Source organism: Rahnella sp. PCH160 (assembly GCF_047784855.1).
Lineage (GTDB): Bacteria > Pseudomonadota > Gammaproteobacteria > Enterobacterales > Enterobacteriaceae > Rahnella.
Map to the genome: position 1 here is coordinate 1,800,793 of NZ_JBLOGT010000001.1, position 25,623 is coordinate 1,826,415.

The following is a 25,623-nucleotide window of genomic DNA, read 5'->3' on the forward strand; positions in this document are numbered from 1 at the left end:
CCCGATGCTAACTGCTTAAAACTCCAGCGCTTCTCCGTAATCACGCCTTGCTCCGGCGTCGTAACCGGTTATAATGCCAGTCGCACACCTTAGCGGGTGTAGTTCAATGGTAGAACGGCAGCTTCCCAAGCTGCATACGAGGGTTCGATTCCCTTCACCCGCTCCAAAAGCACTTCCCAAACCTTCCGTAATCATCCAAAAAAACCAATAGAATCAATGTTATTATCCATTCTGTTGTCCGCTCGCGTCCGAGTGCATCCCTTGAAAGCCAGTGCCTGATGTGTATATGATCTCGTATAGTTTTTCTATACACACGGATTCCTATACACAATGCCCCTGACAGAACTACAAATCAAAAAGGCTAAGCCCACAGAAAAGCCTTACACTCTGAGCGATGGCCTGGGTTTATCCCTTCTTGTTGAGCCCAACGGTAGTAAAGCTTGGCGTTTTCGCTATCGTTTTGACGGTAAACCCAAAATGCTGTCATTAGGAACCTATGAGCACGTTTCCCTGGCTGATGCGCGACAAAGGCGTGATGAATCTCGTCGACTGGTTGCATCAGGTGTTAATCCAAGTACATTGCGGAAGGAGCAGAAAGCCGCAAAGATTCTTTCAGCAACTAACACCTTTGAAGCGATTACCCGTGAATGGTATGAGCATCGTTCTGACCGTTGGTCGGCATCATACCGAACTGAGATGATGGATACCTTTGAGAAAGATGTATTTCCGTATCTTGGTTTTCGTCCTATAGCAGAAATTAAGCCTTTAGAGCTTTTGGCAATGCTTAGACAGGTAGAAAGCAGGGGAGCGACAGAGAAAGTACGCAAGGTGCGCCAGAGGTGTGGTGAGGTTTTCCGTTACGCTATTATCACTGGTCGCGCAGAGTACAATCCCGCGCCGGATCTCGCCTCAGCGATGAAACCCCATAAGGCCAATAATTATGCACATCTGGCCGCCCATGAATTACCTGAGTTCTTAAGTGAGTTAAACGCTTATACCGGCAGCGTGATCACCAAAATTGCGACCCAGCTTCTAATTCTGACTGGATTACGCCCAGGTGAAGTACGTAGGGCGCAATGGTCTGAAATCGACATGGAGAATAAGGTGTGGGAAGTACCCGTCGAGCATATGAAAATGGGGCGTCCTCATTTGGTGCCGTTATCTAAACAGGCAATAGGCTTATTTGAACAAATCAGAATCGTGACTGGCCGTTATGAACTCATTTTCCCAGGGCGAGACTTTAGAAAACCTATCAGTGAGGCCTCTATAAACCAGGTGATGAAACGCATTGGTTACAACGGTAGAGCAACCGGTCACGGATTCAGACATACCATGAGCACAATATTGCATGAGAAAGGTTATAACTCTGCTTGGATCGAGCTACAGCTCGCTCATGTTGATAAGAACAGCATTAGGGGCACGTATAACCACGCTTTATATTTAGATGGGCGTCGGGAGATGATGCAGTGGTATGCGGATTATATGGATAGTTTTGGCATCTGAATGTTATAGATCCTATACCTTAACGTTTTTTCATTGTATCCAAACTCACGCTGAACAGGTGACTTAGAAAAAAAGATTTATTAGAAAAGTGTTCACAGTGTTCACTTTTCTATTTATTCATTATTTTTCAAGTAACTAAGTGGTGATTACCTTGTCCGCAGCTGTTCACACCTCATCACTTTCCGGTGACCACTTATCTCGTTATATGAAAAAAACCGGCCTAAGCCGGTTTCTGTTTACACTTGATTGATGTCGCTCTTTGGCAGCCAGTCAGCTTCGCAGTCCTCGTTTAATATCAGATTGGTTTGCACGCCCTGATTAGTCTTTCTCTTTAAAAATTCAATCTCATACTCTTTCATCGTTTGCGGGATGAACTTGCCGAAGTGTGAGAGAGTGATCGGGTGTTGATGCCCGCGCGCCTCCATAAAAGACAGGTAGGCGTGATAAAGGTATTTGCGGGGATTGGACGGACGTATGTTTCCGTTGCCCATATACAAACCACTGGGTGACGGAACCGCGAGCAGGTAACCGCAAAAATCGACCATTGAATCTGAACTTCGTTTGACCTCTAGCGCTTCGTCGGAGTTCTGTTGCTCTTCCAGCAGTGCGCGGGCTTCGCCAGGCTCTGCAAAGCGTCCCATCAGATGGCGGACAATTACCGCGAGCTCTCCCTCTATTTTCTCGATCAGTTTTGGGTCGCGTTCCTTAGCCAATATGACTTCGGGAAAGGTAATGATCACCCGCCGGCGCGATACGCCGCCGCTGCGATCACTGAACTGCATCGGGTTGTTGTTCACCGCAAGTATCACCGCCGGAATGTGCGCTGAATAAGCATCACGGTATTTCGGGTCAATGGCTACCGCATCGCCGCCGGTGATGGCTTTAATCCCTGCACCATCGCCGCTCCATTTCTCCTGGTCGGGTAAGATAATCAGAGAGTATCCCACCAGGGAAGCCCGTTCGCGGGAGGACTCAAGCGTTTCGATGCTGGCGGAGGTGGTATTGTCGTTCCCAGCAAGCATGCGCGCTATGGCTGCCATGACGCTTTTACCACTGCCGCCTGGTCCTGTCACTTCAAGGAACAATTGCCAGTCATATCGGTTCGCCAGAACCATGAAAAGCGCCGCGAGAATGCGCTCTTGCTTTTCGCCTTGCTGGTTTGCCGCCCGCGTAAGCCATTGCCAGAAGTGAGGAGCATGCTCGGCAAGATTTTCCCCTGGCTTGGCCTGCGAATAATCCACGCTATTGACGGTACGCAACCAGTTATCTTTGCGGTGAGAGCTAAAACTTCCGGTGCGGGTGTCAAAAACGCCATTGCGAAAACCAATTAAGTGACGCGCGGGCTTGCTCATTTCAGGCACCATGAGCTTTAGGGTTTCGATCATGCCGCTAATCAGTGGCGCTGAAAAAGGCGCTTGTGCTTTCTGAAATAGAGCGGCAATTTCACGGCTGAGGATCCTGTGCGGCAATACCAGCCAAGCCCCGTTCTCATAGCGGCAAAGATCTTCCCCCACCGGAGGCATAGCCAGATGGTGTTCATAATGGACTATCAGCAGTTCACACTTCTCACTCTGGCTCATGGCCTTGAGATCGGCATCGCTGACCGTTTCAAAGGGGCTCTTAGGAGATTGCTGAGTAAAAGCGCGGAGCTGTTCCAGCGTTTTGTCACGACCTTCCTGCATGAATACATCGTTCCAGTCACCGGCGATTAAGGGGAGCGCAACCTTTCCGCTGGCCAGATTTGCGGCTTCTTTCGCTTTCTTCTGTCCTGTGCCGTTCTCATCATTATCTGCCGCCATAAGCAGCAAGGCGTCAGGGTATTTCTCTCGCAGGCACTCAGCCAGATGAGGGAAGTTATTGGCACTCAGTGCCACATACACGGTTTCGCCCGTCAGCGCATGTATTGTCAGACCGGTTGCATAGCCTTCTGCCATCCAGATAACGGTGTTGTCGTTCCCTTCAAAATGATGAGCGGCGCCGGTTACCTGCCCACCTGCAAGTGTGCATTTTTTCCCCGCCCCGCTAATAAGCTGGGCGTTGACCAGGTGACCCGACAAATCATACAGCGGAATGACCAGGTCACCCGCCGCGAAATCTATGCCGCCCACGTGCAGGCCGCTGCCCTGTAAGTTCAGTGCTTCCTTATCCGGCCAGCCTTTATTCTTCAGATAGGCATTGCCTGCCGCTTTACGGGCGGCATTCACCAGCGCTTTGGCCTGACCGGCTGCCCTATGGCGGGCATCGTCTTTTTGCTTTTGTTCTGCGGCCTCGTCGTGATGAACCGCAAGAGGCTGAACCTCTCCCAGAATTTCAGCCACCTTCACGGCGGCTTCTTTCACACTGATATCCAGTTTTCTCTCAACCAAGTTTAATCCGTCACCGGCACCGCATTGGTTACATATCCAGGTGCCTCTTCCTTCACGATTATCGAAGCGAAAGCGGTCTTTTCCCCCGCAAACGGGGCAGGGAGAATGATGCCCGTGAAGGGCAACGTTTATTCCCAGCGCGGAAAGAAGCTGAGGCCAGCGGCCTTTTGCGGCGCTCACGGTGTTTTGAACAATCATTTGTGTCATGTGCGCCTCTGTCAGTGCAGCGTGGTATGTGGAGTGGTGTGAAGACAAGGCCGGAACAGCTCGTCCATCATGGATTCTCCCAGCGGTGTCAGGCGGGGTTTTGCCACCAGAATATCGGGCTGCACCATATCGCGGAGCATGGCGCAGGCGATGTCCATACCCAGCTTTGCGCCGTGCTGACGGACGTAATAGCTTTCGACTTCTTTTGCGATGGTCATTTGCAGTTCATCAAGCGTGTAGCCGGTTTCAACGCCGTAGGCGGTACAGGCGTCGAGATAAGCCTGTGCCAGTGCGCGCCGGTAGAGGGCGGTGAGCACTTCAACCGGCAGGCAGGACTGCTGAGTCATATTCATTCGTAGACATCCTCCATTTGCGTTTTTATGGCGGTTTCGCAGGTGTCTACCACTTTGCCGAGCTGGTCAGTGAGCAGTGCAACCATGGAGGCCATGGAATTTAGCTGATCCCCGCTGGGTACATGCCCGAAGGTGTCCTGCGTATCAAGCATGTCGAGGAACATCACGCCGACGTTGTGCGCGTGTTGCAGGCGCAGGAAATCAGCATGCGGAATAGGGTAATGGGTGTTGGGGAAATAGAAGGACGCGAGCTTGTTCATGCGGCCTCCTGAGCGGGCAGGCGACCGGCAAAACACAGCACATAGTCACGGGCAAACAGGCGACGGGCGGAATGTTCATTGTCGGCTACGGAGCGCAGCATACAAACCGGCGCTTTGGGTTCAGCACGGCGAACGGCGGCAAACAGGAACGTAAATTTTGGGTGTGATGATGCGAGGGTAGTAGCCAAAATATTGGCCTCCATAGTTAGCTGGTTACAGCTACCACCGAAGTTTCCACGCTTATGGGTGGTAGCCCAGACGGGGGTGGAAATACCGGTAACTATGTGAACCGGCCAGCCCGAAGGCTGCCCCGCCTGAGCCACCATTGCTTGATAAGCACAGCGGTTAAGAAACCACTGAGCAGATAACAGGTGCACTAAGGCCGCGACATAAAAAAACACGCAAGGCGCGTGTTGTGTCGCCATAGTTAAACTCGGGTTTCCACGCCCGGCTGCCGATTTTGCGGCAGCACAAAAACTATAGAGCAGGGGCTCGCCAGAGAAAAGCCTTTTTTGAAGCATTTGCCGTTTCTCCTTAGCAATCGGTCAGGACTTGATCGGACTGCTGCGGATTTGATCGGAAGTGTGAATCATCCCCTGAACTAACGCCTTCGGCTGCTACAGATAATACGCCCAGGGTATTGCTGGTAAACGCAGGCAAGGGATTTTTTCTGCCGCAGGCGGCAGCCATCAGGCCTTCAGCCATCAGGCCTTCAGCCAGATAGGCCGCCTCTTGTGTATTGAGCTGGATATTATGATGACCGACAGACAGAGAAATCATTGCATGGTCTCCTGAGCGCGTGCGGCGATGCGGTCATTCATCCAGCCCTCTATTTCGGAAGCCAGCCAGGCCACGTTCTTGCCACCGAGAGAAATCTGGGCAGGAAATTGCTGACGGCTGATTAAGTCGTACAAGGTTGAGCGGGAGAGGCCGGTGGTGTGGATCACTTCCGGCAGTCGCATAAAGCGATCGCGCGGGTAAGCCGGTGGCATAACAAGGGCAGAAGAAGGGGGCGTATTTTGAGCGGTGGAGAGCATGGTGCTACCTCATATTAGTATCCGGCTGGACGCGTCCAGTACCGGCTGTTTCGTTAAGGAGCCCCCTATTTTGATAATATTTTTGCGTTTAGCAACAAGCTCTTGCGTTAAAAAACCTTGAAAAAAAATGCTTGTTTTTTTAAACAACATCAGGTCACAAAAGCCCAAATGCCTACAGTTGCCTACAGTTGCCTACAAATGCCTACAGTGATATGCAGGTTGTTTACTGAACAATGATTAAGTGGCTTTGGTTATTAATAAACTCAATTTTAATAGGAAAAAAATATTAAATTATTTTGGGCTAGCCAGAAAAAAGGCTTTTTAAGACAGTGAACAGTCGTGAACAGCGAGTGAATACCTTTAGGTAAGGTGTTCACTGTTTAACTTAATGATTTAATTATATTTTATTTTAGAGTGAACAGTAGTGAATAGTATTTATAGAAACATAAACTCTCTCCACTTTCTTGGCTTACATCTCAGTCCGTTGTACCAGCGCTGAACAAACGCCATCAGATAGAAATGTTGTGCCAGCCTCCCCACAATATCCTCACATTGACAACACATTGCTAAGGTATGCCATGAAACCCGATTCAACCAAAACCGTCGAAGCCGTTATCCAGGACTTTCTTCAGGTCAAAGCCGGTCACAACGAAAAGCCATCATCAGGAAACGCGGAAGGTGCCATCCAACACTTTGAGCAGGCCAAAGCGGCTTTTGCTCAGGAAAAGCGGGCACTTGATGAAATTGAAAGTTCGATTGCGCGATGCGCCCAGGAAAAAGAAACGGCGAACAGCGAAATCAAAGAGAACGAAGAGAGTTGGCGTTCGCGTTTTCGCAAGTCACGCGGGGTTATGACTGACGAACTCAAGAATGCGCACAGTCAGCGAGCTGTTCAGCAGGGATTAGTTAAAGAATTCGATGACCTGATTGAAGAATTGAATGTCGAGAAACAGTCGGCGATGTTGCATTGTGCTAATGCCGGGGATGCGTTGATTAGCGCCCACCGCAGCGCACTCAATGTCTATGCTGACCATCAGTGGCGACTGGCCATCAATAATCTCAGTCCGGCGTTGGTACGCGCTGTGAAACTTAAACTTCTGGCGTTATCCAACGTCAGCTACCAGGAAACACAAACCGGTCATTATGTAGAGCCCGCCAAAATTGTCAGCGCTGAAATTGGCAAGGCGCTTGTCGGGGCGGCTAGCATAGGTCAGTTCAACATGGATGCAGAACCTATGTTGGAGAAAATCGGGACGCATTCTCCTGCGCTGCCTGGTGTCGATATGGGGCTGCTGCAAAGTCCCATAAAAAGGCAGTTACTTGCACGTAAGCTGGCAGAGCGTGCTGCTACAAGTAAGGAGTAACAGTAAATGATGCGCTGCCCGCTTTGCAGCTCTGTTTCTCACATTCGCACAAGCCGTTATATCACCGAACAGATAAAGGAGTCTTATTATCAGTGCACCAGGCTGGAATGCTCATGCACATGTAAAACGAATGAAAGTGTCAGTAAAATCGTTAAAAGAGAAAATCTGAAGCGGAAAATATAAATTTCAGCTCGTATCAATTCCCCAAAAAACAATCTCAAGTGCCGCTTTCGAATAAGGCGGCATTTTTCATGAATGCAGTGCAAAACCGTCCTTCCTGACAGCCTTTTCTCTGGCTAGCCTGTCCTTGTGAGCTCTGCATGCATAGGATGCATGGTTTTGCATGCAACCCAGAGTGCTCAAAATGGCTCTAACTCCTTGCTACACGGGTTTTGAGAGGCTTTAATTCATGCATTAAAACCAGTGAGCTAAGTCCGCAGCGGGCAGGCGGGGAGAACTGCGCGCGCCGAGGTGTGGCAGAAGAAAAATGGCACAAACAGTTCTCTATTTAAAATTTTTCACCATTCTCTAATGGCTTTGTTTAATAAATCAGATTTAGGGTCAGCACCCCTGTAATAGATCCGACTCTGAGGCAAAGCGTAAACTTTCTTGCATGCCCGTCTTCGTTATTTTGTTTAGTGCACGCACTGTGGCCTAAGCCTTTGCAACTTAGCCGTTGTAGTCGCGCAGCGTAAGTGAACCACTTAATAACTGTTTAACCCGTACACCACGGTTCAAGCTATCTAGCGACGGTTATGTGCCCAAAGCAGATATTGCTATTCTCAGGCTATGCCAATAAATGGAGTAGAGGTCAAATTACCTAACGGTAGTCCTTCAGTTAGGTGTGGAAAACTAACCGTTATAGGACAAGCTTCTCATCTGCTGATGGCTGTTTTTCGCTGATTATAAGTGCATGATCCGGTGCGAATTGAACGGTGACATCTATTAACTAACTACTGAACGAAGGGCAGACGAAGTGGATACATAGACCTTACATGGAAGTTAGAGTATCTTTAGGGGGAAATCATTATGAAGTACCTTGGATAGCTCATACGTGGAAAAAGTTAGGCGCAGCATGCAAACTGAGTATGAGTCATTTAGCGGATTGATATTCTGGAAGTAATTTCTCGCTTTGATAAATTCATCCGGACAGTCATCTTATTTTCTGGAACAGGAAGTCGCAGAGAATGAAGAGCCAATTAAGCTGAGCGTTGATAGTGTTAAAGCGAGTGAGGTTTCATTCTACACAAACGAGAAAACGTATATTGACGGGGAAGTTAATATTAAATCATTAATCGAGTCAGGTTTACTTTAAGAGATTATAATGGATAAATATTTGATTAAGCTAGTTTTATCAGTAGTGTCAGTGATAGCTATCATTGCTGGCGTGTATTTTGCTTACGAAAGTAAGAATGAAATATTAATTTCTTTAGTAAGTTTTTTAATTCCTGCTATTTCCGCAGTATTTGCAGGTGTGTTTTTTAAGCAGGCAACCAATGTGGCAGCTTTACTAGCAAAAACTCTTTTGGAAATTGCGCCTAATTCTGTTTCTAAAATATTAGAAGCTAGTATTTATATTTTAGAAAACAATGAAAATTTCCTCGAAAAGATACTTATCAAGCGTGCAATAAAATTTGAGGTTATGCGGAGGAATCTTTTAAATATAAATAAACAAAAAATAAATAAAAGGAAAGATGCTAAAGAAACCGTAACAGAATTGTTTTTGGCTAAATCAAAAGTTGAGAACTTACGAGCGAAGTTTATTGCTGTAATAGGGCTTGCAGCGCTAACAATAGCGAGCCTATTTTATAGTCAATCATTGTTGGTTTGCATAGTCCCCATAGCATTCTTCATTATTCTTGAAGTTAAGATAAGAGTATTGGAATTCAGAGTGACTAATGGTTTTTTCGGAACTAATCGACTAGAGGCTTTGCAACTTCTGCAATTCATTACAGACAAGAAAAATAAAAATGACTTTGATGACAAAAATGGGAAACGGAAAGTTTTTGTCGACCTTTTGAGGGTGGAGAAGAGTAAAGTATTTAACTCTGAGAATGGAGTCTTCCAATGAACAGTGATGTTGCTTCAAGATGGATTGATGCCGGATGTAGAATCCTAACTTTCTATTACCCAATCAGAAGTGCAGTTGGTTATGTTCTTGGAGCATTTTTGTGGTTTTTAACCGGCGCATACCCGGGCATAATCACGTTTCTTGCTATGGAACCTAATTCGTCCGCGAAAGCATCTGTATCTATATTTGGCTTTATACTGTGTCAGATCAAAACTATGTTTGACGCAATAACGGGTAAGGGTATAAGCGAAGAGTTGCAAAGAGTTGTTAATCTTATTGACAAGTCTAACTTATCTGATGTGCAAAAACGGATCAAGTACAATGAAATGATTGACGCTGAGATAGGTAAACTTGGCAAATCGACTATTAGCTCTAAAGGTGAAGAGCAAAAGCCACAAACTGAAGAGTAAAATAAAGGAGCCGAAAGGCTCCTTTATTTTAAAAGTTAAGATTTTTTGGATGGTGTTTACAAATTTGGGAAAGGTCGGTGGAATGATTTTGTGTTTACAGTAATTTAACTGGCTTATAGTCGCTTTGAATCAAAGACTACATTCATTTCAGCTCAGAGGATGCTGCGAAATCCAACCAGATTTTTGATGAAAAATTGTACTTCATGGAATGCTTCAGATTATCTGTACCTCATGATGTAATCTATTAAACATGAAGCCCGCTTCTTGCTCATTGCAGAACTTATGATCCTTCAATCTGGCGACTTTTTGCCATAAGCAAACATTGGTAACGCTGGCAACATGTAAATAATTTGGGAGTGCAGCGAGTAAACGTTTCAACTTATTACGTTCTCTATGCCTCACTGCGACATTAGTTCGGTAACCGTAAAGTCAGGATTTTCCTCAAAGTCATCTTTATTAATACTATTTGCATCAATAGCATATTTATTTCCATCAATCTCAACTTGAAGTGGTTGAAAGGTATTTACATCAGCAACCGGGCGTCCGTTTTCATTCAACAGGATTTGTATTGGTGGTTTGTTCATGGGATTGTATTCATACACAAAAGTTGATAAATCATACATTTCCTCGGCATCTAATGGTAGCCTACCCAAATGGTTTATGAAGTGCTCTTTTAGTGTGACCATTTTTGAGTTTTGAATAATTTTATCTATAGCTGCAAGTGTCAGGCGCCTAACAGATTTTTTCTCTTCACCATCAAATCTAATAATTAACTGATCATGATTCCTTACCTTGTGCTCTCCTACTCTAGAAGGCATATTGAAATATGAATGAAGATTGAGTTTAGGCTGCGTTATTGAATTTAATTCATCAAGCAGTTGCATATAAAATCGTAGAAGCGTATGCCTACCAGTTGCTCTTAATAATGATAGGTTATCATAATCATTTGGCAGATTGTACATGTTAAAATTATTTCTTATTCGACCATTGGGGCCGACAATACCTAGCCCGAGAACTACAACAAAGTCCGGCCTTAGGTTAATATTATCCAGTTCTTTATCTAAGTCGTTAACTTGTTTTGCAATAGCCTCAAGACTTCTATTTGCTGCATAAGCAAATATTGCAGTTACAGGTACTACAGGACTCAACCCTGTAACCATTCCAGGTGCAAATGAGTCAGTAAAATCCTGCGTGGACATTACTTTTTTTAAACTAGCAATGTTTTTATACGCATCTTTTAGCTCATCGCTATCAAGGTGAGACTTCATGCTGATAGCCCCAAATACGCTTTCTCTTGGGTATAGAGAGTGAGAATCAGATTTTAAAAATAGAGGGCAATGATCTTTATCAAAGATCACAATATCCAGTTCACCACTAATTTCATTTTCAGGCGAAATCACCTCGCCACGACCTATGCCATATTTATTAGGCAAGTACTCCTTTAGGAAGTCTACGAAAGCATTCTCCCTATTATCTCCTTTTCCACCATTGTGCTTTATTTGTATAGTCTTTTGGAATTTTGCCGATAACTCCAAACTTATAGCTTCAAATATTTTTCGTATATCCATATTTATCTCATGAAATTAATAGTTAAATGACTTGGCCCTTAAGGGTTGTATATGGTATTTGACTATAGTCAGTTGTTTTATAATATATATTAGCTCTGGTTTTACTTTTTTGCGAGCATTACTATTCTCAAAAGTGTAGTTATGTACTAGTCGTTAGTAAAATTTGAGGTTGAAAAAAAACGAATGAAAAGTGAATGTTATCGGTTGTACTGTAGGTCTCTCACATAACCAGACCATTTACTTTCGGAACTTCTTTGCTTCTTGTGGAAGTCAATGGCCGTTCTTCGTTGACAACTGTCTCTCAATGTAGTCTGGTCGGGTAATTTTTTTTGGTGATAGTCAAGTAAAACGCAAATGGATAGCCAAGTAAATGCAGATATCTATGTTGTGATAACAGCGGGTGTAGGGCATAGATCGAGGTCATAATGTTATGTTTGACATACAGCGACAGGCTGTGATGAACAGTAGTTAGTAAATCGCATTTACCAAAGTTGTATACGAAAGGCAGAGCGATGGATTGTGTATAGTAATGTGTATATGAAAGTAATTTAAAAATATTTATGACATAATTATCAATTATTTATTCATCAATGGTTATTCCCTTCACCGCTCCAAAATGTCCTCCAGTAGCCTCCCATAAAGTCCTCTAAACCCAGTAAATACGCGCCTTAAGCCACTTTATCGCTCTGGCCTTGTCCTCTGCTATCTATTGAAATCTACCTGTAAGTATCCCGGTAAACCGGACCATTCACTTTTAGAGATCTTCCGGCATACTGATTATGTCCCCGGAGGAGATCGCCATGCGCAAAGCACGATTCACCGAACACCAGATCATCGCCGTTCTGAAGTCCGTCGAAGCCGGACGCACCGTTAAGGATGTCTGCCGCGAGGCCGGGATCTCTGAGGCCTCGTACTACAACTGGAAAGCGAAGTTCGGCGGCATGGAAGCCTCTGATATCAAAAAGATGAAGGATCTTGAGGATGAAAACCGCCGGCTGAAACAGATGTTTGCGGACCTGAGTCTCGAGTGCCGCGCCCTGAAAGACGTTATTGAAAAAAAGCTTTAAAACCAGCGATAAAGCGTGAGCTGGTCAGCTATCTGACCGCGCAGTTTGCCATGAGCTTACGCCAGGCATGCAGGACATTGTCGCTGAGCAGGACGGTATTTCGTTATCAGCCGGATACGCGACGTGATGAGCCGGTGATTATGGCGCTGACCGTGGCGGCTGAACGCTATCCGCGATACGGATTTAAAAAGCTTTTTCAGGTGCTGCGCAGGCAGGGCAATACATGGAACCATAAAAGGGTTCACCGTATTTACTGCCTGCTGAAACTGAATTTTCGCCGTAAGGGAAAAAAGCGCCTGCCGCTGCGTAATCCGGCTCCGCTGGCGACGCCAGAGGCGATGAACCAGAGCTGGTCCATCGATTTTATGCACGATGCTCTGGTGTGCGGCAGGCGCTTCCGGACCTTCAACGTGGTGGATGATTTTAACCGCGAAGCACTGGCGATCGAAATTGACCTGAATATCCCGGCGCAGAGGGTCGTGAGAGTGCTGGACAGGGTCGTGGCAAACCGTGGATATCCGCTGAAGATGCGGATGGATAACGGACCGGAACTGATATCACTGGCTCTGGCGCAATGGGCCGAAGAGCATGGCGTGATGCTGGAATTTATCAAGCCGGGTAAGCCAACACAGAATGCGTTTATAGAACGGTTTAACCGAACATACCGGACCGAAATACTGGATTTTTATCTGTTCAGAACACTGAATGAAGCACGGGAAATAACGGAGCGCTGGCTGAATGAATATAACAGTGAGCGGCCCCATGAATCCCTGAATAACCTGACACCGGAAGAATACCGGCTGATGGCTGAGAAACCGGAAATCTCAAAAAGTGTGTGGAACTAAAGCTGGGTTACTTACATACCCTTGTCTGGGGGTATATATGGGGGTATCAGGTTGTTCACCCTGTAAAAATACCCCCAGCAGAGCGATGCTCTCCCCATGAGATACCCCCAAATGAAACTCAACGCCAGACAGGTAGAGACTTCCAAGCCGAAAGAGAAAGCCTACAAGCTTGCCGATGGTGGCGGGCTGTTCCTGCTGGTCAATCCAAACGGCTCACGTTACTGGCGCATGAAGTATCGGATAGGCGTTAAAGAAAAATTGCTGGCCGTGGGGGTATATCCTGAAGTGTCTCTGGCTGAAGCCCGAACCATCAGAGATGAAGCCAAAAAATTACTTAACGCAGGCGGCGATCCCAGCGAAAACAAGCAACAGGTAAAACATGCCCGGTTGGGTGATGCATCCAATACGTTCGAGCAGATAGCGCGTGAGTGGTATGCCCGTCGCTATGATCGCTGGTCTGATTCATACCGCACTGAAATGCTTAAAACGTTTGAGGCCGATGTCTTCCCGGTGATCGGCCACCGGCCAATTAGCGAATTTATGCGGCCACCGAAAAAGTGAAAGCCGAAACAGAGCGGTTGCGCTTGGTCCTAATGGCGGTGACGTGATCGTCGTTCATAATGCGCTGGTGGTGCTTAGTGCCCTCCACGTTTTAAGCGCTTAACCGTTCGCCTATTCTGTTAATTAACTCTGGCTCCCATCGATTTAAATCCTCAATTGAAAACAAAGATTTAAGATAAAAAGCCCAAAATGCTAAGTTCTTGAGGTTTATTGGTTAAAAAATTTGGCTTAAGTTTGTATGGCTATAAGATGGTTGCTCTTATCCATTGGTTTCATGAGGGATTATGGCTAGAGCATTAGTTTGTCTGGGAGATAAAACCACGTATGGGGCGGTTTTGTCTGCGTCGTCGTCATGTTACGAAGGTAACAAGGCGCTGGCACTCACAGGGGATATGGCCTCATGCAGCAAGTGTGGTGGGGTTTATCAGATAATAGGAACCGTCTTCGATATGTCGGAGGATGGTAAGGCATTTGTGGCGACCGGTGACCGTGTTCTCTGCAGATGCCCGAACAATGTGGTTTTTGGCTCCACGACCCAATATGTTTCCCCAGCGGGTGAGGCTTTTAGCCAGAACGCGCCAGCCGAGGCCGCAGCACTAAAAACCGCTGCGCAGGTTTCCTCTTCTGCGCCTCCGGCTGCCCCTGTACCGGTATTTGCAAAATCTGGTGAACGTGGGAGGGGTAACACCGAAGCGGGCACGTCAGATGAATCTCACTATAATTTTGGTCATCTGTCTTTTGGTACTCCAGCCCAGCTCGAGAAGGCGAAGCCAGAACCAGAGCAACACGCCCAGGCGGCGAATCGTAAACCGGCCAGCGGTAGCCAAAAAACGGACACCGGCTTACCGTGGTACAAACGGATGTTTGGCGCTAAACCTGACGCACCGGCGCAGGCCGGTATGCCGCTGGCAATTCCGGTGGCAACCGGCGTCGGGGCAGAGCTGGCAGCAGCCGGAATGAACGCTTTACGCGGGCTGAGTCACTTTGTCGGTTCTGGCGCAGTGTTTGTTAACCCTGTCACGGTTGGCGTGGTCGGAACGTTCTATTCCAGCAAACTGAACGCCGGAGAAGACGACATACTGACAGGTAGCCAACTGGCAGCACTGGCGGGTAAATCGGCACCGACACGTATCCGGTTTCAGTGGGTGAATGATAAGTACGGGCGCTTAAAGCCGGTGGCGTATCACACTGGCGCTGATAGCAGTCTGGATCAGGTGCGCGTACGCTCGATGGAGCGGAACCGTTTTTCCGGGAGCTATGAGTTCTGGGCAGATGGCGCCGATAAGCCAACGTTAGTCTGGACGCCGGACGAAGTGGAGTTTAAAGCGCCAGCCAATACCGGCAATCGGGACGAACCGTATTTACCTTCGACTATCACAGTACTACCGTTACCAAGCGCAGGGGAAGTAGGCAACACGTCAACCTCACTGCCGATCCCGGACGAAAAATCGTTTGATGATTACATCTTGGTGAATCTGCCGCACGGCATGCCGCCGATTTATATCTACTTGAGTAACCCTCATAAGTATCATTCTCCACCCCAGACTACGCCACCATTACCAGCGTTCCCTGACGCTAAACGTGCACCTAGGAAAACAGCAATACAAGGTGGTGGAGGGTTGAGGGCCAGGTGGAAAGATTCTAATGGGAAAATATATGAATGGGATTCACAGCACGGCACTGTTGAGGTGTATGACAAAACAGGGCGTAAGCATTTAGGGGAGTTTGATTCTGTTACTGCGTGAACAAACAAAACCTGCAGACCCAACGAGGAGGGTTGAAAAATAATGATTATTTATTCTATTGAGATGTTCGACAAAGTGAGCGAAGAGTTGATCCGTGAAATTACAATTCCTGAGTTTCAATTGGAAGCTGTAGCGAAACTCATGGGCTGGAACGCTGTGGATAAAGAATCATTTTTTAATGGTGTAGGTGGTTTTAATGTCACAAAGGAACAAGCTGAAAAGCTTGAGGTTTTGTTAGGTGTGGTGTTCTATTCGGAGCAATTCATTATCCAGATCGCAGGTGGTGAGGTTTGAGTAAGATGGATATTGTGGCGAAGGTGGACGAAACGCAGCCATAAAACTCTGTGTTTAGCGTTCGGAAGTATCCCCTAAAAAAAAAGGACTCACGTTTTTAGCGTAAGTCCTTGTTTAATTTGGTGGTCCTTGCTGGACTTGAACCAGCGACCAAGCGACTATGAGTTCTGGGGAGATGGTGCAGACAAGCCAACGATAGTCTGGACGCCGGACGAGGTGGAGTTTAAAGCGCCAGCCAATACCGGCAACCGGGACGAGCCTTATATACCGTCGACTATCACAGTATTACCGCTGCCAAGCGCTGGGGAAGTAGGCAGCCCGTCAATCTCGCTGCCGATCCCGGATGAAAAATCGTTTGATGATTACATCCTGGTGAATCTGCCGCACGGTATGCACCGATTTATAATTATCTGTGTAATGATCATAAATATCATGTGGCACCAAAAGGAAACCCACCATTACCAGCATTCCCTGATGCCCAAAAGGCGAAGAAAAAAACGCCGGTGAAAGGAGGTGGAACCCTTCGTTCTCGCTGTAAAGATAATAGCGGGAAAATTTATGAATGGGATTCGCAGCACGGTACTGTTGAGATGTATGACAGAACAGGGCATAAGCATTTGGGGGAGTTTGATCCTGTAACTGGTGAGCAAACGAAGGCCGCCGATCCGACTAGGAGTGTTGAAAAATGACAATGATATATACAGTGGATGCGTTCAACCGAACGGATGAACTGCTTGATTTTGAGATTGAAATTCCTAAAGAAAAATTACCTGATATATCTATGGTTATGAATTTGTCTGCATCTGATTATAACGATTTTGTTGCTGGTTTAGGTGGATTTGATCTCACGAAGGAGCAAGTAAAGGCGATAGAAAATATTTTGAATAAGCACTTTTTCATGGATGACCTCGATTTTCAAATAAGCAGCGGTGAAATATAGACAAAAGAGTACAGCAGCCACAAAAGGTTGACTCTCTGAGCGCCGCTCTGAAAAGCAGGGGCTTTTCATTTTCCCTGTCTGAAAGAAGAGAGTTCAGGGCGCATAAGTTAGTACAAAAAAACATACGAAAAAGATTCAAGCAGAAATGTTTGTGTATAGAATCGTCTTTTAAAACTCTTGGTTTACCATTTTATCTGGGTTTGTTTGTGTTGATTCTACTCCCTTCACCGCTCCAAACGCTTCTTTCTTTAACTCTATTCATTACCCAAAAATTTCACTACCCAATCACTTTTATTCGTATTTTCTGTACGTTGCTTTTACCTGTCAAAAATTTGATTAAATAATACAAAATCGAATAAAAATAGGTGATTACTATGAGAAAGAGAGTGTAAAAGGATGGCGGGGGAATTTGGTTTTGATCAAGCAGATTCAGGCGATTCACCCAAACCTGCTTCATTCTATGCTAGCAACAATTACTTATTCTTAGCCTGTAATCCGCGCGCGGGCAGATTATTGTTGTTCACCTGCGGTAAACCTGTTGTGGCTGAGGATGACAATAACCCTGTTTCAACATAGTTATGCAACTTCTCGCGGGTATCGGTGATATCCAGATTACGCATGGTCAGCTGACCAATACGATCGTCTGGTGAGAACACGGAATCACCTTTCTCCATGGTCAGGCGTTCTGGTTTGTAAGTCAGATTCTCAGAGACCGTATTCATGATGGTGTAGTCATTGCCACGACGCAGTTCCAGAGTCACTTCACCGGTGATTTCGCTGGCGACCCAACGCTGAGCGGAGTCACGCAGCATCAGCGCCTGAGGATCAAACCAACGGCCCTGATACAGCAGACGTCCCAGAACACGACCATTTGCATGATATTGCTCGATGGTATCTTCGTTATGAATACCGGTCAGCAGGCGTTCATAAGCGATATGCAGAAGTGCCATCCCCGGAGCTTCGTAGATGCCACGGCTTTTGGCTTCGATAATACGGTTTTCAATCTGGTCGCTCATGCCCAAACCATGACGGCCGCCGATGCGATTCGCTTCCATCATCAGCTCAACGCTGTCGTCAAAAGTCACGCCATTCAGAGCAACAGGATAACCGCGCTCGAAACGGACAGACACTTCTTCCGCTTTTACAACGACATTCTCGTCCCAGAATTTTACGCCCATAATCGGATTAACAATTTTGACGCCGGAATCGAGGAATTCCAAATCTTTGGCTTCGTGAGTCGCGCCCAGCATGTTGGAGTCGGTGGAATAGGCTTTTTCGGTCGACATTTTGTAATCGAAACCGGATTCAATCATAAATTCTGACATCTCATGACGGCCACCGAGTTCATCGATAAAATCGGTATCCAGCCACGGTTTATAAATTTTCAGCTCAGCATTGGTCAGCAGGCCGTAACGATAAAAACGCTCGATATCGTTACCTTTGTAAGTGCTGCCGTCACCCCAGATGTTCACACCGTCTTCTTTCATCGCGGCAACCAGCATGGTTCCGGTAACGGCACGGCCCAGCGGGGTGGTGTTGAAGTAAGTGACACCCGCCGTGGTGTTATGGAATGCACCACATTGAATGGCCGCAATCCCTTCCGCAACCAGTTGTTTACGGCAATCAATCAGGCGGGCTTTCTCTGCACCGTACTCCATCGCTTTACGCGGAATGGCATCGTAATCTTCTTCATCAGGCTGGCCCAGGTTGGCCGTGTAGGCATAAGGAATCGCCCCTTTTTTCTGCATCCAGAGCAGTGCTGCACTGGTGTCCAGACCGCCTGAGAAAGCAATACCCACACGCTGATTGATAGGAAGGTGCTTGAGAATAGTTGTCATCGATAAAATCCTGTATGAATTAGGTCAGTCTGGTAAAGGTCTCAATGCTTATATTAATATCGCAAAACCGGCGTCGGGTAAAAGACATTTTGCATATTTATGCGCATTTAATTGCATGACTATTTAGTAATCACGCGTGGTGAGCGTTGTTTCATTCAAAACACCTTAAAACGTATATGTGACATCTTTACCGGTTTTGTCTTGCAGATAACAGGTTAAAATCTAAAGCGGGAAATGGCCAAAGTAAATCAACTCCATCTCCCTGGGAAAGGGAGAATTCACCGCGCGTTCTGGCTCTGGAAAAAATTCAGCAGCAACTGCCATAAATGATGCGCTGCTGGCGTGTAGCGCCGGTCCGAGTTACGCAGCAAATGGCACTGAGCTTCGGTGGCAATAGGATGATCGACAGGCACTGCGACCAGAATATTATGTTCAATGCGTTCGCCAGCGGCTTGTGCGCTCATAAAGGAAATCCCCATACCTGAAATGCTCAGGCTCATGGCGGTGGAGAAAAGGTTGCAGCGGTAAGCGGGGGTGAACAGAAAGCCTTTACTCTGGAACATCGCGTTCATGTGCCGCTGCAAACCGAACGTCTCACTGAGGGAGATCAACGGGTGTTTGTTCAGTTCCTCAATCGATACCGTTTTCAAATGTGCGATTGGATGCTGCGGATTGACCACTGCGCAAATGGGCCCCCACGGGAAACTGTGTCGCTTTAGTTCAGGGTTACCAATCGGGCCGAAAGCCAGCGCCATATCTGCCTCTCCCTGCACAATCGACGCCAGTGTTTCCTGCATGTTTCCCGCGACAATTTCCACAAAAACATTAGGATACGACTTCGCGAAGTTTTTCAGTACATGTTCGACGAACGTATCGACCAGCCCGGCTCCGACACGAACGGTGACTGTCCCGCCTTTCATATAGCGCAAATCTTTTAAATGCCGTTCCAGCTTCTCGCGGCGAACACGGCTTTCAAAAAAATCATCCGCCAGTAATTTCCCTGCCTCAGTCAGGACAACCGTACGCCCGCTGCGTTCGAGCAACGGCAGTTGCAGTTTGCGTTCAAGCAGCGCGATCTGACGGCTGATTACCGAGGCGTTAATCCCCAGAATATCGGCTGCGCGGCGGATCCCGCCCTGAATTCCGACCTCATAGAGATAACTGATCTGTTTTTCGTGGAACATTGGGCTCATAAAACGGTCCGGTAACTGTTGACTAAAAGGCAACAATATAGTCTGAGATACGACATTTATATTAAAGGATGGGTTGTAGATAATCAAAATTGACGACAAAAAAGACATCCGACATCGGGAAACTCCATGCAAACCGCGTATGACTATCTGCAGCAACATGCCGCGCTGATCCTCAGTGACATTAAACGATTGGTTCAGGCGCAATCGCCCTCGCTTAACAAAACGGCGGTGGATAGCTGTGGTGAAGTGCTGCAAAGCATGATGGCTGAGCGGCTGGATGTTCAGGCGCAGGTTTTTCCGCAGGAAAAATTGGGTAATCATCTGCTGTTTAGTGTCGGCAATGGACAGGAGGTAACCAGCATTCTTGGCCATTTTGACACGGTGTGGGAATGCGGCGAGCTGGAGATGGTGGAAGAAGACGGCAAATTGTTTGGCCCCGGCGTTCTGGATATGAAGGGTGGCCTGGTGCAGGCGATATGGGCGGTGCGGGCATTGATGCAAACCGGCAAGCTGGCGCAGCAACGTATTCAGTTTATTTGTCCTTCTGATGAAGAGTTGGGAAGCCCGTCTTCGCGCAAATGGATCGAACGCAGTGCTGCGGGTTCATTGCGTGTTCTGGTAGCAGAACCGGCAGTCGCAAGTACCAATGAAGCTAAAATTGCCCGTAAAGGGTCCGGCCGGTTTGAAGTGAAAATAACCGGGCGTTCAGCGCATGCGGGTAATAATCCTGAAGACGGAATCAGCGCAATTCAGGAGATGGCGCATCAGATTTTAGCTCTTCATAACCTGAATGCTCCGCAGGCCGGAACGTCAGTGAATGTCGGCCTGGCAAACGGAGGCGGTAAAATCAACGTCGTTGCCGATCACGCGGTACTGGGTGTCGATTTACGCGTGACGAATATGGCGGAAGCGGCGCGGGTCGAAGCCGCAATAAAAGATTGTCAGCCGCATCTACCCGGTTCGCAGGTCATTGTGACAGGCGGAATGTCACGCCCGCCAATGGAACAGACGCCGCAAAATCTGGCGTTATTTATACAGGCACAACAGTCAGCCAGACGTTTGGGCATCGAGCTGAAAGGTAAGGCGGTCGGCGGTGGCAGTGACGGCAATTTTACCTCAGCACTGGGCATTCCTACGCTCGACGGGCTGGGTGCGACCGGTTCAGGCATTCACGCCAGAGATGAGCACATTATTATTGCAGATATTCCACTGAGAGCAGCGTTAATAGCAGAAATAATCCGGGGCAATGAGCGCTCAGACGCATGAAATTTTTATGAATGGAGCATGACATGAAATTCGCGGGCACTCAGTTGGTGCAGTAAATAAAAAATTGGTGCAATGCGTCATCGCGTTATTTATTAAAATTTGATTTTTCACCATAAAAGCCTTTGTTACGATGAAGGCTATTTCCCATGTATTATTTTTATCGTTATCCTTCATTATTTACTGATTTATTTAAAAGCGAAAGTTGGCACGTTTCCTGCTGTACTACAGACAGTTAAAATAAATGATGGGCAGGATTCTGATGTTGAATAGATAATTTTATTTTTCACAAAAGTATTGATTGAAAAATGACGACAATCGTTATTTAAAATTTTCATGACAGGTAAATACCAGAGAAGGTAAGTAAAATGAGCGACACACGAATATCAGATGAAAACGCCACTGCGGAAGTGGATGAATGGAAAGTCGGCAAGGGCGCATACGTGTCGCTGATTGTCGTTATCCTGCTGTTCTCTGGCGCATTTTTGAAAGTTGACGGCATGGCATGGCTGGGCGCATTTGACTTCACTACGCTCGGTGGTTCATTTGGCACCATGAAAGGCGAAAGCAGCACCTTTGTGGGCGCGGGTGGAGTGAGTGCAAAAGCTGGTTTTCTCTTTGCGCTGTCCTTAGTGCCGACAGTCATGTTGGCGCTCGGGTTGCTGGAAATATTTACACATTATGGTGCTATTCGCGCTGCACATAAATTATTAACGCCACTGCTCAAACCAATATTAGGTATTCCAGGTCATACCGGTCTGGCGTTAATTACCGATCTGCAAAGTACCGATGCCGGTGCGGCTTTAAGTAAAGAGCTTTATGATAATAAACAGGTGACAAAGAAAGATGTTGTGATTATGGGGGCCTGGCAGTATTCCGGTGCCGGGTTGATCAATAACTATTTCTCTATCGGTTCCGCTATGTTTGCTTCATTAACGATGCCAGTCATTATTCCACTGGTCGTGATGTTTGTGATGAAATTTGTAGGTGCTGTATTTGTCCGTTTTATGTTGAACACTGTTTATAAAAGAGATTTTGAAAATGAGTAATTCGATCCGCACTTCCTCAAATCCGTTCGATATTTTTGTCGTTGGTGCCCGTAAAGGCTTTAATATTGCCATTAATAATCTGATGCCAAACGTGGTTATGGCATATGTGATCTCGGAAATGCTGAATCTGCTGGGCGTGATGACACTGGTCGGCCATATTTTCGCGCCATTAATGGGGTTGCTGGGGCTGCCCGGTGAAGCGGTCACTGTGTTGTTAACCTCATGGCTTTCCTCTTCAGCGGGAACCGGTGTGGCGATAAGCCTGCTGACTAAAGGCACGCTGGATGTGACCCAAATCACTATTCTGGTGCCGGCGATTTTCCTGATGGGTTCGCAACTCCAGTACATGGGGCGTCTGCTGGGCGTGGCCGATGTGCCGAAAAAATACTGGCCGTTGCTGATGCTGACCAGTGTGCTGAACGCCATTATCTCAATGATCCTGATGCGTATTTTTGCCTGATTCTGAAAAAATCTACATTTCCGGAGAGCTCGCTTATGTCCAAAGCTATTGAACATTATCAACATCTGCATCTGATCCCTGAACTGGGTTTTGTCGAATTCAAAACGTCTGCCTATATTACGCAGGCGCTGGAGGCATCAGGTTTTAAGGTCACACGTAACGTCAACGGAACCACCGGGATTGTGGCTGAAATCGACAGCGGAAAACCCGGTCCGGTCATGGCGCTGCGCGCTGATATGGACGCTCTTGGCCATATCATTAACGGCGAACGGGTAGCGCGGCATACCTGTGGTCACGATGGTCATTCCTCAGTGGTATTGGCCGCCGCGCAGGAAATCATACAGGAAGGCATCGTTAAAAAAGGGCGCTTGAAAATTCTGTTCCAGCCTGCGGAAGAGTTGGGAACCGGTGCGCTTGCTATGGTCGAAGGCGGAGTTATTGATGATGTGGATATGTTGCTGGGTTTTCACGTCCGTCCTCTCGAAGAATGTCCGATGGGTAAAGCTGTGCCTGCTATGTATTATTCGGCTTGTGCCACAGTCGAAGCCATCATCACTGGTGTTCCTTCTCATGCGGCGCGTCCACATTTGGGAATCAACGCCTTGGATGCTGCAGTCGCAGCCGTTCAGGCGGTGAATACTATCCATCTCGCACCAAGCCTCACTTACAGCGTGAAGGCGACCCGTTTTCTGTGTGATGCAGGCGTGACGAACTCGGTCCCTGACCTGGCGCGCGTATGCTGGGATTTACGCTCTCAACATAACGAACCAATGGATGAGCTGAAGGCGAAAGTTCTTAAAGCCATTGAGCACAGCGTGGCGGCGATAGGAGCCACGGTGGAGATTCATGTGACGAAAGAAATGCCAGCGGCGGAAGTTGATGGTGATGTGACCGCACTTATTGCCCAATCCATTGCAGAAGTGCTCGGCGAAGAAGGGCTGACTGAGCCGAAATTCACGCCAGGCAGTGAAGATTTCTTCCATTATCCCCGCCAGCGGCCGACGGTCAAAACCGGGTTCTGGGGGCTGGGCGCAAATCTTACGCCTGGCCTGCATCACCCTGAAATGCGCTTTGATCTTGAGGCACTGGACATTGGCGTCAGAGTCTTTAAAAGCTGTGTGGAGAAGGTATTAGGGTAAGTGCACGCTGACCTTTATTGAGCCTGACGTTTGAGAAAAATCTGGCGCTGGTCAAAGCGTCCAGCGTGATTTTAGCGACACTAAAGTAAGTCTGAACATGCCCGGCACCGGCCGGGCATGTTGCTATAAATCGTCCAGCGGCAACGCATCCAGTGGTTTGACTTCCCGCAGTACGAACGAAGTCTGCATCTCTTTAATCCCTGGCAAACGCCGCACGACTTCCATCGCAAAACTGGAAAAACTGTCGAGATCTTTCGCCACCACCTGCAACAAAAAATCAGCGTCACCGGCAATCGCATAGCAGGCAATCACCGGCGGCAACGCGCCGACCTGCTGCTCAAAACGCTGTGCATCTTCCTCGCTGTGGCTATCGATTTTCACACGGATAAATGCCAGCAGCCCGAGTAATGCCGATCAGTTAAGGATCAGTTGAACGATCCAGTGGCTGTGTAAAAATCCAGAAACGTTCTTCGTTTCTGGATTTTTTTTATGCGCATTGCTCAGGCTCTTGAGCTCGTTTCCTGCTACGACTCTACCCGTAACCCTCTGACTTCTCTCGGTGATGTTCTGGATCCCGACCTTGTCTCCCGCTGTCTGGCCGAGTCAGGTTCCGTCACGCTGCGTAAACGCCGTCTCCCGTTGGAAATGATGGTCTGGTGCATCATTGGCATGGCGCTCGAACGCGAAGAACCCCTCCACCAAATCGTGAACCGTCTGGATATTATGCTCCCCGGCAACCGGCCCTTCGTTGCCCCAAGCGCCGTTATCCAGGCCCGCCAGCGCCTGGGAAGTGATGCCGTTCGCCGCGTGTTTACCCAAACGGCACAGGTGTGGCACAACTCCGTCACCCATCCACACTGGTGTGGTCTGACATTACTGGCGGTGGACGGTGTCGTCTGGCGAACCCAGGATACACCAGAAAATGATGTGGCTTTCCCGCGACAGACCTATGCCGGGCAACCGGGGCTTTATCCGCAGGTGAAAATGGTCTGCCAGATGGAACTGACCAGCCACCTGCTTACGGCTGCCGCCTTCGGTACGATGAAAGAAAGCGAATATACGCTGGCAGAAAAACTGATAGAACAAACAGGCGATAACACACTGACTTTACTCGATAAAGGTTATTATTCTCTGGGGCTGCTGAATGCCTGGCATCAGGCGGGAGAGAGCCGTCACTGGATGATCCCGTTGAAAAAAGGAGCGCAGTACGAAGAGGTGCGAAAACTCGGTAAAGGCGATCATCTGATAAGGATGAAAACCAGTCCTCAGGCCCGGAAAAAGTGGCCTGATCTGGGGGAGGAAATGACGGCTCGCCTTCTGACGTTTACCCGTAAAGGCAAAGTCTGCCATCTGCTGACCTCAATGACAGATGCCATGCGGTACCCGGGGGGGAAATGGCCGATCTCTACGGCCACCGTTGGGAAATCGAACTGGGTTATCGTGAAATTAAGCAGACGATGTTACTGAGTCGGTTAACGCTGAGAAGTAAAAAACCAGAACTTGTCGAGCAGGAGTTATGGGGGTATTACTAGCCTATAATCTTGTTCGTTATCAGATGATTAAGATGTCTAAAACCCTAAAGGGTTACTGGCCGAATCAGCTAAGCTTCTCAGACTCGTGCAGTCTGGTGATGAGGATGTTAATGACGCTTCAGGGCGCATCTCCGGGCCGGATCCCCGAACTGTTGCGTAATCTGGAGAGTATGGCGCAGATGGTGAAGCTGCCGATAAGAAGAGAAAGGGCCTTTCCGAGAGTGGTGAAGGAAAGACCCCGGAAGTATCCAAAAGCACAGGAAAAAAGCCAGTCAGTTGCTTAACTGACTGGCATTACAGCAGCCCGAGCCCGATTTTTTTTCTGTCGAGATTGGCCTGATAACCGGTAATCACGCCGCTCTCTTCCAGTTGTTTCATCCGCCGCCAGCAAGGTGAGGCCGCCATGCCGACTTTTTCAGCCAGCTCCTGGTTGGTCATACGTCCTGATTTTTGAAGTTGTCTGAGAATGCGAAGATCTGCCGGTGAAATTTCCGATGTAGACATAACCTGCCTTTTTTAGAATATTTATTGAAAGGAATAACCCAATTAGGGCATTTT

The 25,623-nt window shown here is 47.5% G+C and carries 22 protein-coding genes, 1 tRNA gene and 5 pseudogenes; 17 read left to right on the plus strand and 11 right to left on the minus strand.

The window, feature by feature from the left end; translation table 11 throughout:
* Window positions 1-92: 92 nt before the first annotated feature.
* Both ACM5QY_RS08395 and ACM5QY_RS08400 read left to right on the plus strand, forming a co-directional pair.
* Window positions 93-166: transfer RNA gene (locus tag ACM5QY_RS08395), tRNA-Gly, on the plus strand.
* A 164-nt stretch (window positions 167-330) separates the two neighbouring features.
* Window positions 331-1,503 (plus strand): tyrosine-type recombinase/integrase, encoded by a 1,173-nt coding sequence (locus ACM5QY_RS08400; protein ID WP_416120161.1) that lies wholly within the window; start codon window positions 331-333, stop codon window positions 1,501-1,503.
* Between the two features lie 236 nt (window positions 1,504-1,739).
* Here ACM5QY_RS08400 and ACM5QY_RS08405 read toward each other — a convergent pair whose 3' ends face one another.
* The 6 genes from ACM5QY_RS08405 to ACM5QY_RS08430 are packed head-to-tail and all read right to left on the minus strand — an operon-like array spanning window position 1,740 to window position 5,726.
* Entirely contained in the window at window positions 1,740-4,076 is a 2,337-nt protein-coding gene (locus ACM5QY_RS08405; RefSeq protein ID WP_416120162.1) for a primase-helicase zinc-binding domain-containing protein, read from the minus strand.
* 11 nt (window positions 4,077-4,087) lie between these two features.
* Window positions 4,088-4,429 (minus strand): DUF5375 family protein, encoded by a 342-nt coding sequence (locus ACM5QY_RS08410; RefSeq protein WP_416120163.1) that lies wholly within the window; start codon window positions 4,427-4,429, stop codon window positions 4,088-4,090.
* Window positions 4,426-4,689: a hypothetical protein gene (locus ACM5QY_RS08415; RefSeq protein ID WP_379671613.1), complete on the minus strand. Its 264-nt coding sequence runs from the start codon at window positions 4,687-4,689 to the stop codon at window positions 4,426-4,428. The genes ACM5QY_RS08410 and ACM5QY_RS08415 overlap by 4 nt, the downstream gene beginning before the upstream one ends.
* Entirely contained in the window at window positions 4,686-5,210 is a 525-nt protein-coding gene (locus ACM5QY_RS08420; protein WP_416120164.1) for a host cell division inhibitor Icd-like protein, read from the minus strand. Before ACM5QY_RS08420 ends, ACM5QY_RS08415 begins: the two co-directional genes overlap by 4 nt.
* 13 nt (window positions 5,211-5,223) lie before the next feature.
* Window positions 5,224-5,469: a hypothetical protein gene (locus ACM5QY_RS08425; protein WP_416120165.1), complete on the minus strand. Its 246-nt coding sequence runs from the start codon at window positions 5,467-5,469 to the stop codon at window positions 5,224-5,226.
* Complete coding sequence (locus ACM5QY_RS08430) at window positions 5,466-5,726, minus strand: helix-turn-helix transcriptional regulator (protein WP_379671615.1); 261 nt, start codon at window positions 5,724-5,726, stop codon at window positions 5,466-5,468. Before ACM5QY_RS08430 ends, ACM5QY_RS08425 begins: the two co-directional genes overlap by 4 nt.
* Before the next feature lie 578 nt (window positions 5,727-6,304).
* Here ACM5QY_RS08430 and ACM5QY_RS08435 point away from each other — a divergent pair.
* The 4 genes from ACM5QY_RS08435 (at window position 6,305) to ACM5QY_RS08450 (ending at window position 9,571) form a co-directional block, all read left to right on the plus strand.
* Complete coding sequence (locus ACM5QY_RS08435; protein ID WP_416120166.1) at window positions 6,305-7,090, plus strand: capsid protein; 786 nt, start codon at window positions 6,305-6,307, stop codon at window positions 7,088-7,090.
* 9 nt (window positions 7,091-7,099) lie between these two features.
* Window positions 7,100-7,273, plus strand: a complete 174-nt coding sequence (locus ACM5QY_RS08440) for an ogr/Delta-like zinc finger family protein (RefSeq protein WP_416122850.1) — start codon at window positions 7,100-7,102, stop codon at window positions 7,271-7,273.
* Between the two features lie 1,141 nt (window positions 7,274-8,414).
* Window positions 8,415-9,161 carry a hypothetical protein gene (locus ACM5QY_RS08445; protein WP_416120167.1) on the plus strand — a complete coding sequence of 249 codons (747 nt, stop codon included), beginning with the start codon at window positions 8,415-8,417 and terminating at the stop codon, window positions 9,159-9,161.
* Entirely contained in the window at window positions 9,158-9,571 is a 414-nt protein-coding gene (locus ACM5QY_RS08450; RefSeq protein WP_416120168.1) for a hypothetical protein, read from the plus strand. Before ACM5QY_RS08445 ends, ACM5QY_RS08450 begins: the two co-directional genes overlap by 4 nt.
* Before the next feature lie 398 nt (window positions 9,572-9,969).
* Here ACM5QY_RS08450 and ACM5QY_RS08455 read toward each other — a convergent pair whose 3' ends face one another.
* Complete coding sequence (locus ACM5QY_RS08455; RefSeq protein ID WP_416120169.1) at window positions 9,970-11,139, minus strand: DUF6602 domain-containing protein; 1,170 nt, start codon at window positions 11,137-11,139, stop codon at window positions 9,970-9,972.
* 800 nt (window positions 11,140-11,939) lie between these two features.
* On the opposite strand from ACM5QY_RS08455, the gene ACM5QY_RS08460 reads away from it, so the two are divergent.
* The 6 genes and pseudogenes from ACM5QY_RS08460 to ACM5QY_RS08485 all read left to right on the plus strand — a co-directional run bounded on the left by ACM5QY_RS08460 (window position 11,940) and on the right by ACM5QY_RS08485 (window position 16,591).
* A protein-coding gene (locus tag ACM5QY_RS08460) for an IS3 family transposase (RefSeq protein WP_416120170.1) occupies window positions 11,940-13,051 on the plus strand; the annotation gives its coding sequence in 2 pieces (ribosomal slippage) (window positions 11,940-12,201 and window positions 12,201-13,051; 1,113 coding nt in all).
* Window positions 13,052-13,162: 111 nt separating this feature from the next.
* Window positions 13,163-13,588: pseudogene (locus tag ACM5QY_RS08465) on the plus strand (tyrosine-type recombinase/integrase); the annotation flags it as partial.
* A 308-nt stretch (window positions 13,589-13,896) separates the two neighbouring features.
* Window positions 13,897-15,357 carry an S-type pyocin domain-containing protein gene (locus tag ACM5QY_RS08470; protein WP_416120171.1) on the plus strand — a complete coding sequence of 487 codons (1,461 nt, stop codon included), beginning with the start codon at window positions 13,897-13,899 and terminating at the stop codon, window positions 15,355-15,357.
* A 42-nt stretch (window positions 15,358-15,399) separates the two neighbouring features.
* Window positions 15,400-15,651, plus strand: coding sequence for a DUF7683 domain-containing protein (locus ACM5QY_RS08475; protein ID WP_416120172.1), 252 nt, complete (start codon window positions 15,400-15,402; stop codon window positions 15,649-15,651).
* Between the two features lie 156 nt (window positions 15,652-15,807).
* Window positions 15,808-16,340: pseudogene (locus tag ACM5QY_RS08480) on the plus strand (colicin E3/pyocin S6 family cytotoxin); the annotation flags it as partial.
* A complete protein-coding gene (locus ACM5QY_RS08485) occupies window positions 16,337-16,591 on the plus strand; it encodes a DUF7683 domain-containing protein (RefSeq protein WP_416120173.1) in 255 nt (84 codons plus the stop codon). The pseudogene ACM5QY_RS08480 and the gene ACM5QY_RS08485, both read left to right, overlap by 4 nt.
* A 473-nt stretch (window positions 16,592-17,064) precedes the next feature.
* On the opposite strand, the gene argG is transcribed toward ACM5QY_RS08485, so the two are convergent.
* Both argG and ACM5QY_RS08495 read right to left on the minus strand, forming a co-directional pair.
* On the minus strand, window positions 17,065-18,429 hold the full coding sequence (gene argG, locus ACM5QY_RS08490) for an argininosuccinate synthase (protein ID WP_416120174.1): 1,365 nt from the start codon (window positions 18,427-18,429) through the stop codon (window positions 17,065-17,067).
* A 278-nt stretch (window positions 18,430-18,707) separates the two neighbouring features.
* Window positions 18,708-19,613: a LysR family transcriptional regulator gene (locus ACM5QY_RS08495; RefSeq protein WP_416122851.1), complete on the minus strand. Its 906-nt coding sequence runs from the start codon at window positions 19,611-19,613 to the stop codon at window positions 18,708-18,710.
* Between the two features lie 135 nt (window positions 19,614-19,748).
* Between ACM5QY_RS08495 and ACM5QY_RS08500 the strand changes: the two genes are divergently transcribed.
* From ACM5QY_RS08500 to ACM5QY_RS08515, 4 genes are all read left to right on the plus strand, one after another.
* Window positions 19,749-20,888, plus strand: coding sequence for a M20 family metallopeptidase (locus ACM5QY_RS08500; RefSeq protein ID WP_416120175.1), 1,140 nt, complete (start codon window positions 19,749-19,751; stop codon window positions 20,886-20,888).
* A gap of 365 nt (window positions 20,889-21,253) precedes the next feature.
* Entirely contained in the window at window positions 21,254-21,934 is a 681-nt protein-coding gene (locus ACM5QY_RS08505) for a nucleoside recognition domain-containing protein (protein WP_416120176.1), read from the plus strand.
* Window positions 21,927-22,394: a YjiG family protein gene (locus tag ACM5QY_RS08510; protein ID WP_416120177.1), complete on the plus strand. Its 468-nt coding sequence runs from the start codon at window positions 21,927-21,929 to the stop codon at window positions 22,392-22,394. Before ACM5QY_RS08505 ends, ACM5QY_RS08510 begins: the two co-directional genes overlap by 8 nt.
* Window positions 22,395-22,429: 35 nt before the next feature.
* Window positions 22,430-23,533 (plus strand): amidohydrolase, encoded by a 1,104-nt coding sequence (locus ACM5QY_RS08515; RefSeq protein WP_416120178.1) that lies wholly within the window; start codon window positions 22,430-22,432, stop codon window positions 23,531-23,533.
* A 123-nt stretch (window positions 23,534-23,656) separates the two neighbouring features.
* Here ACM5QY_RS08515 and ACM5QY_RS08520 read toward each other — a convergent pair.
* A pseudogene (locus ACM5QY_RS08520) lies at window positions 23,657-23,938 on the minus strand (Lrp/AsnC ligand binding domain-containing protein); the annotation flags it as partial.
* 84 nt (window positions 23,939-24,022) lie between these two features.
* Here ACM5QY_RS08520 and ACM5QY_RS08525 point away from each other — a divergent pair.
* Window positions 24,023-25,349 (plus strand): annotated as a pseudogene (locus ACM5QY_RS08525) (IS4 family transposase).
* A gap of 13 nt (window positions 25,350-25,362) precedes the next feature.
* Here ACM5QY_RS08525 and ACM5QY_RS08530 read toward each other — a convergent pair.
* Window positions 25,363-25,569 (minus strand): annotated as a pseudogene (locus tag ACM5QY_RS08530) (Lrp/AsnC family transcriptional regulator); the annotation flags it as partial.
* Window positions 25,570-25,623 lie beyond the last annotated feature (54 nt).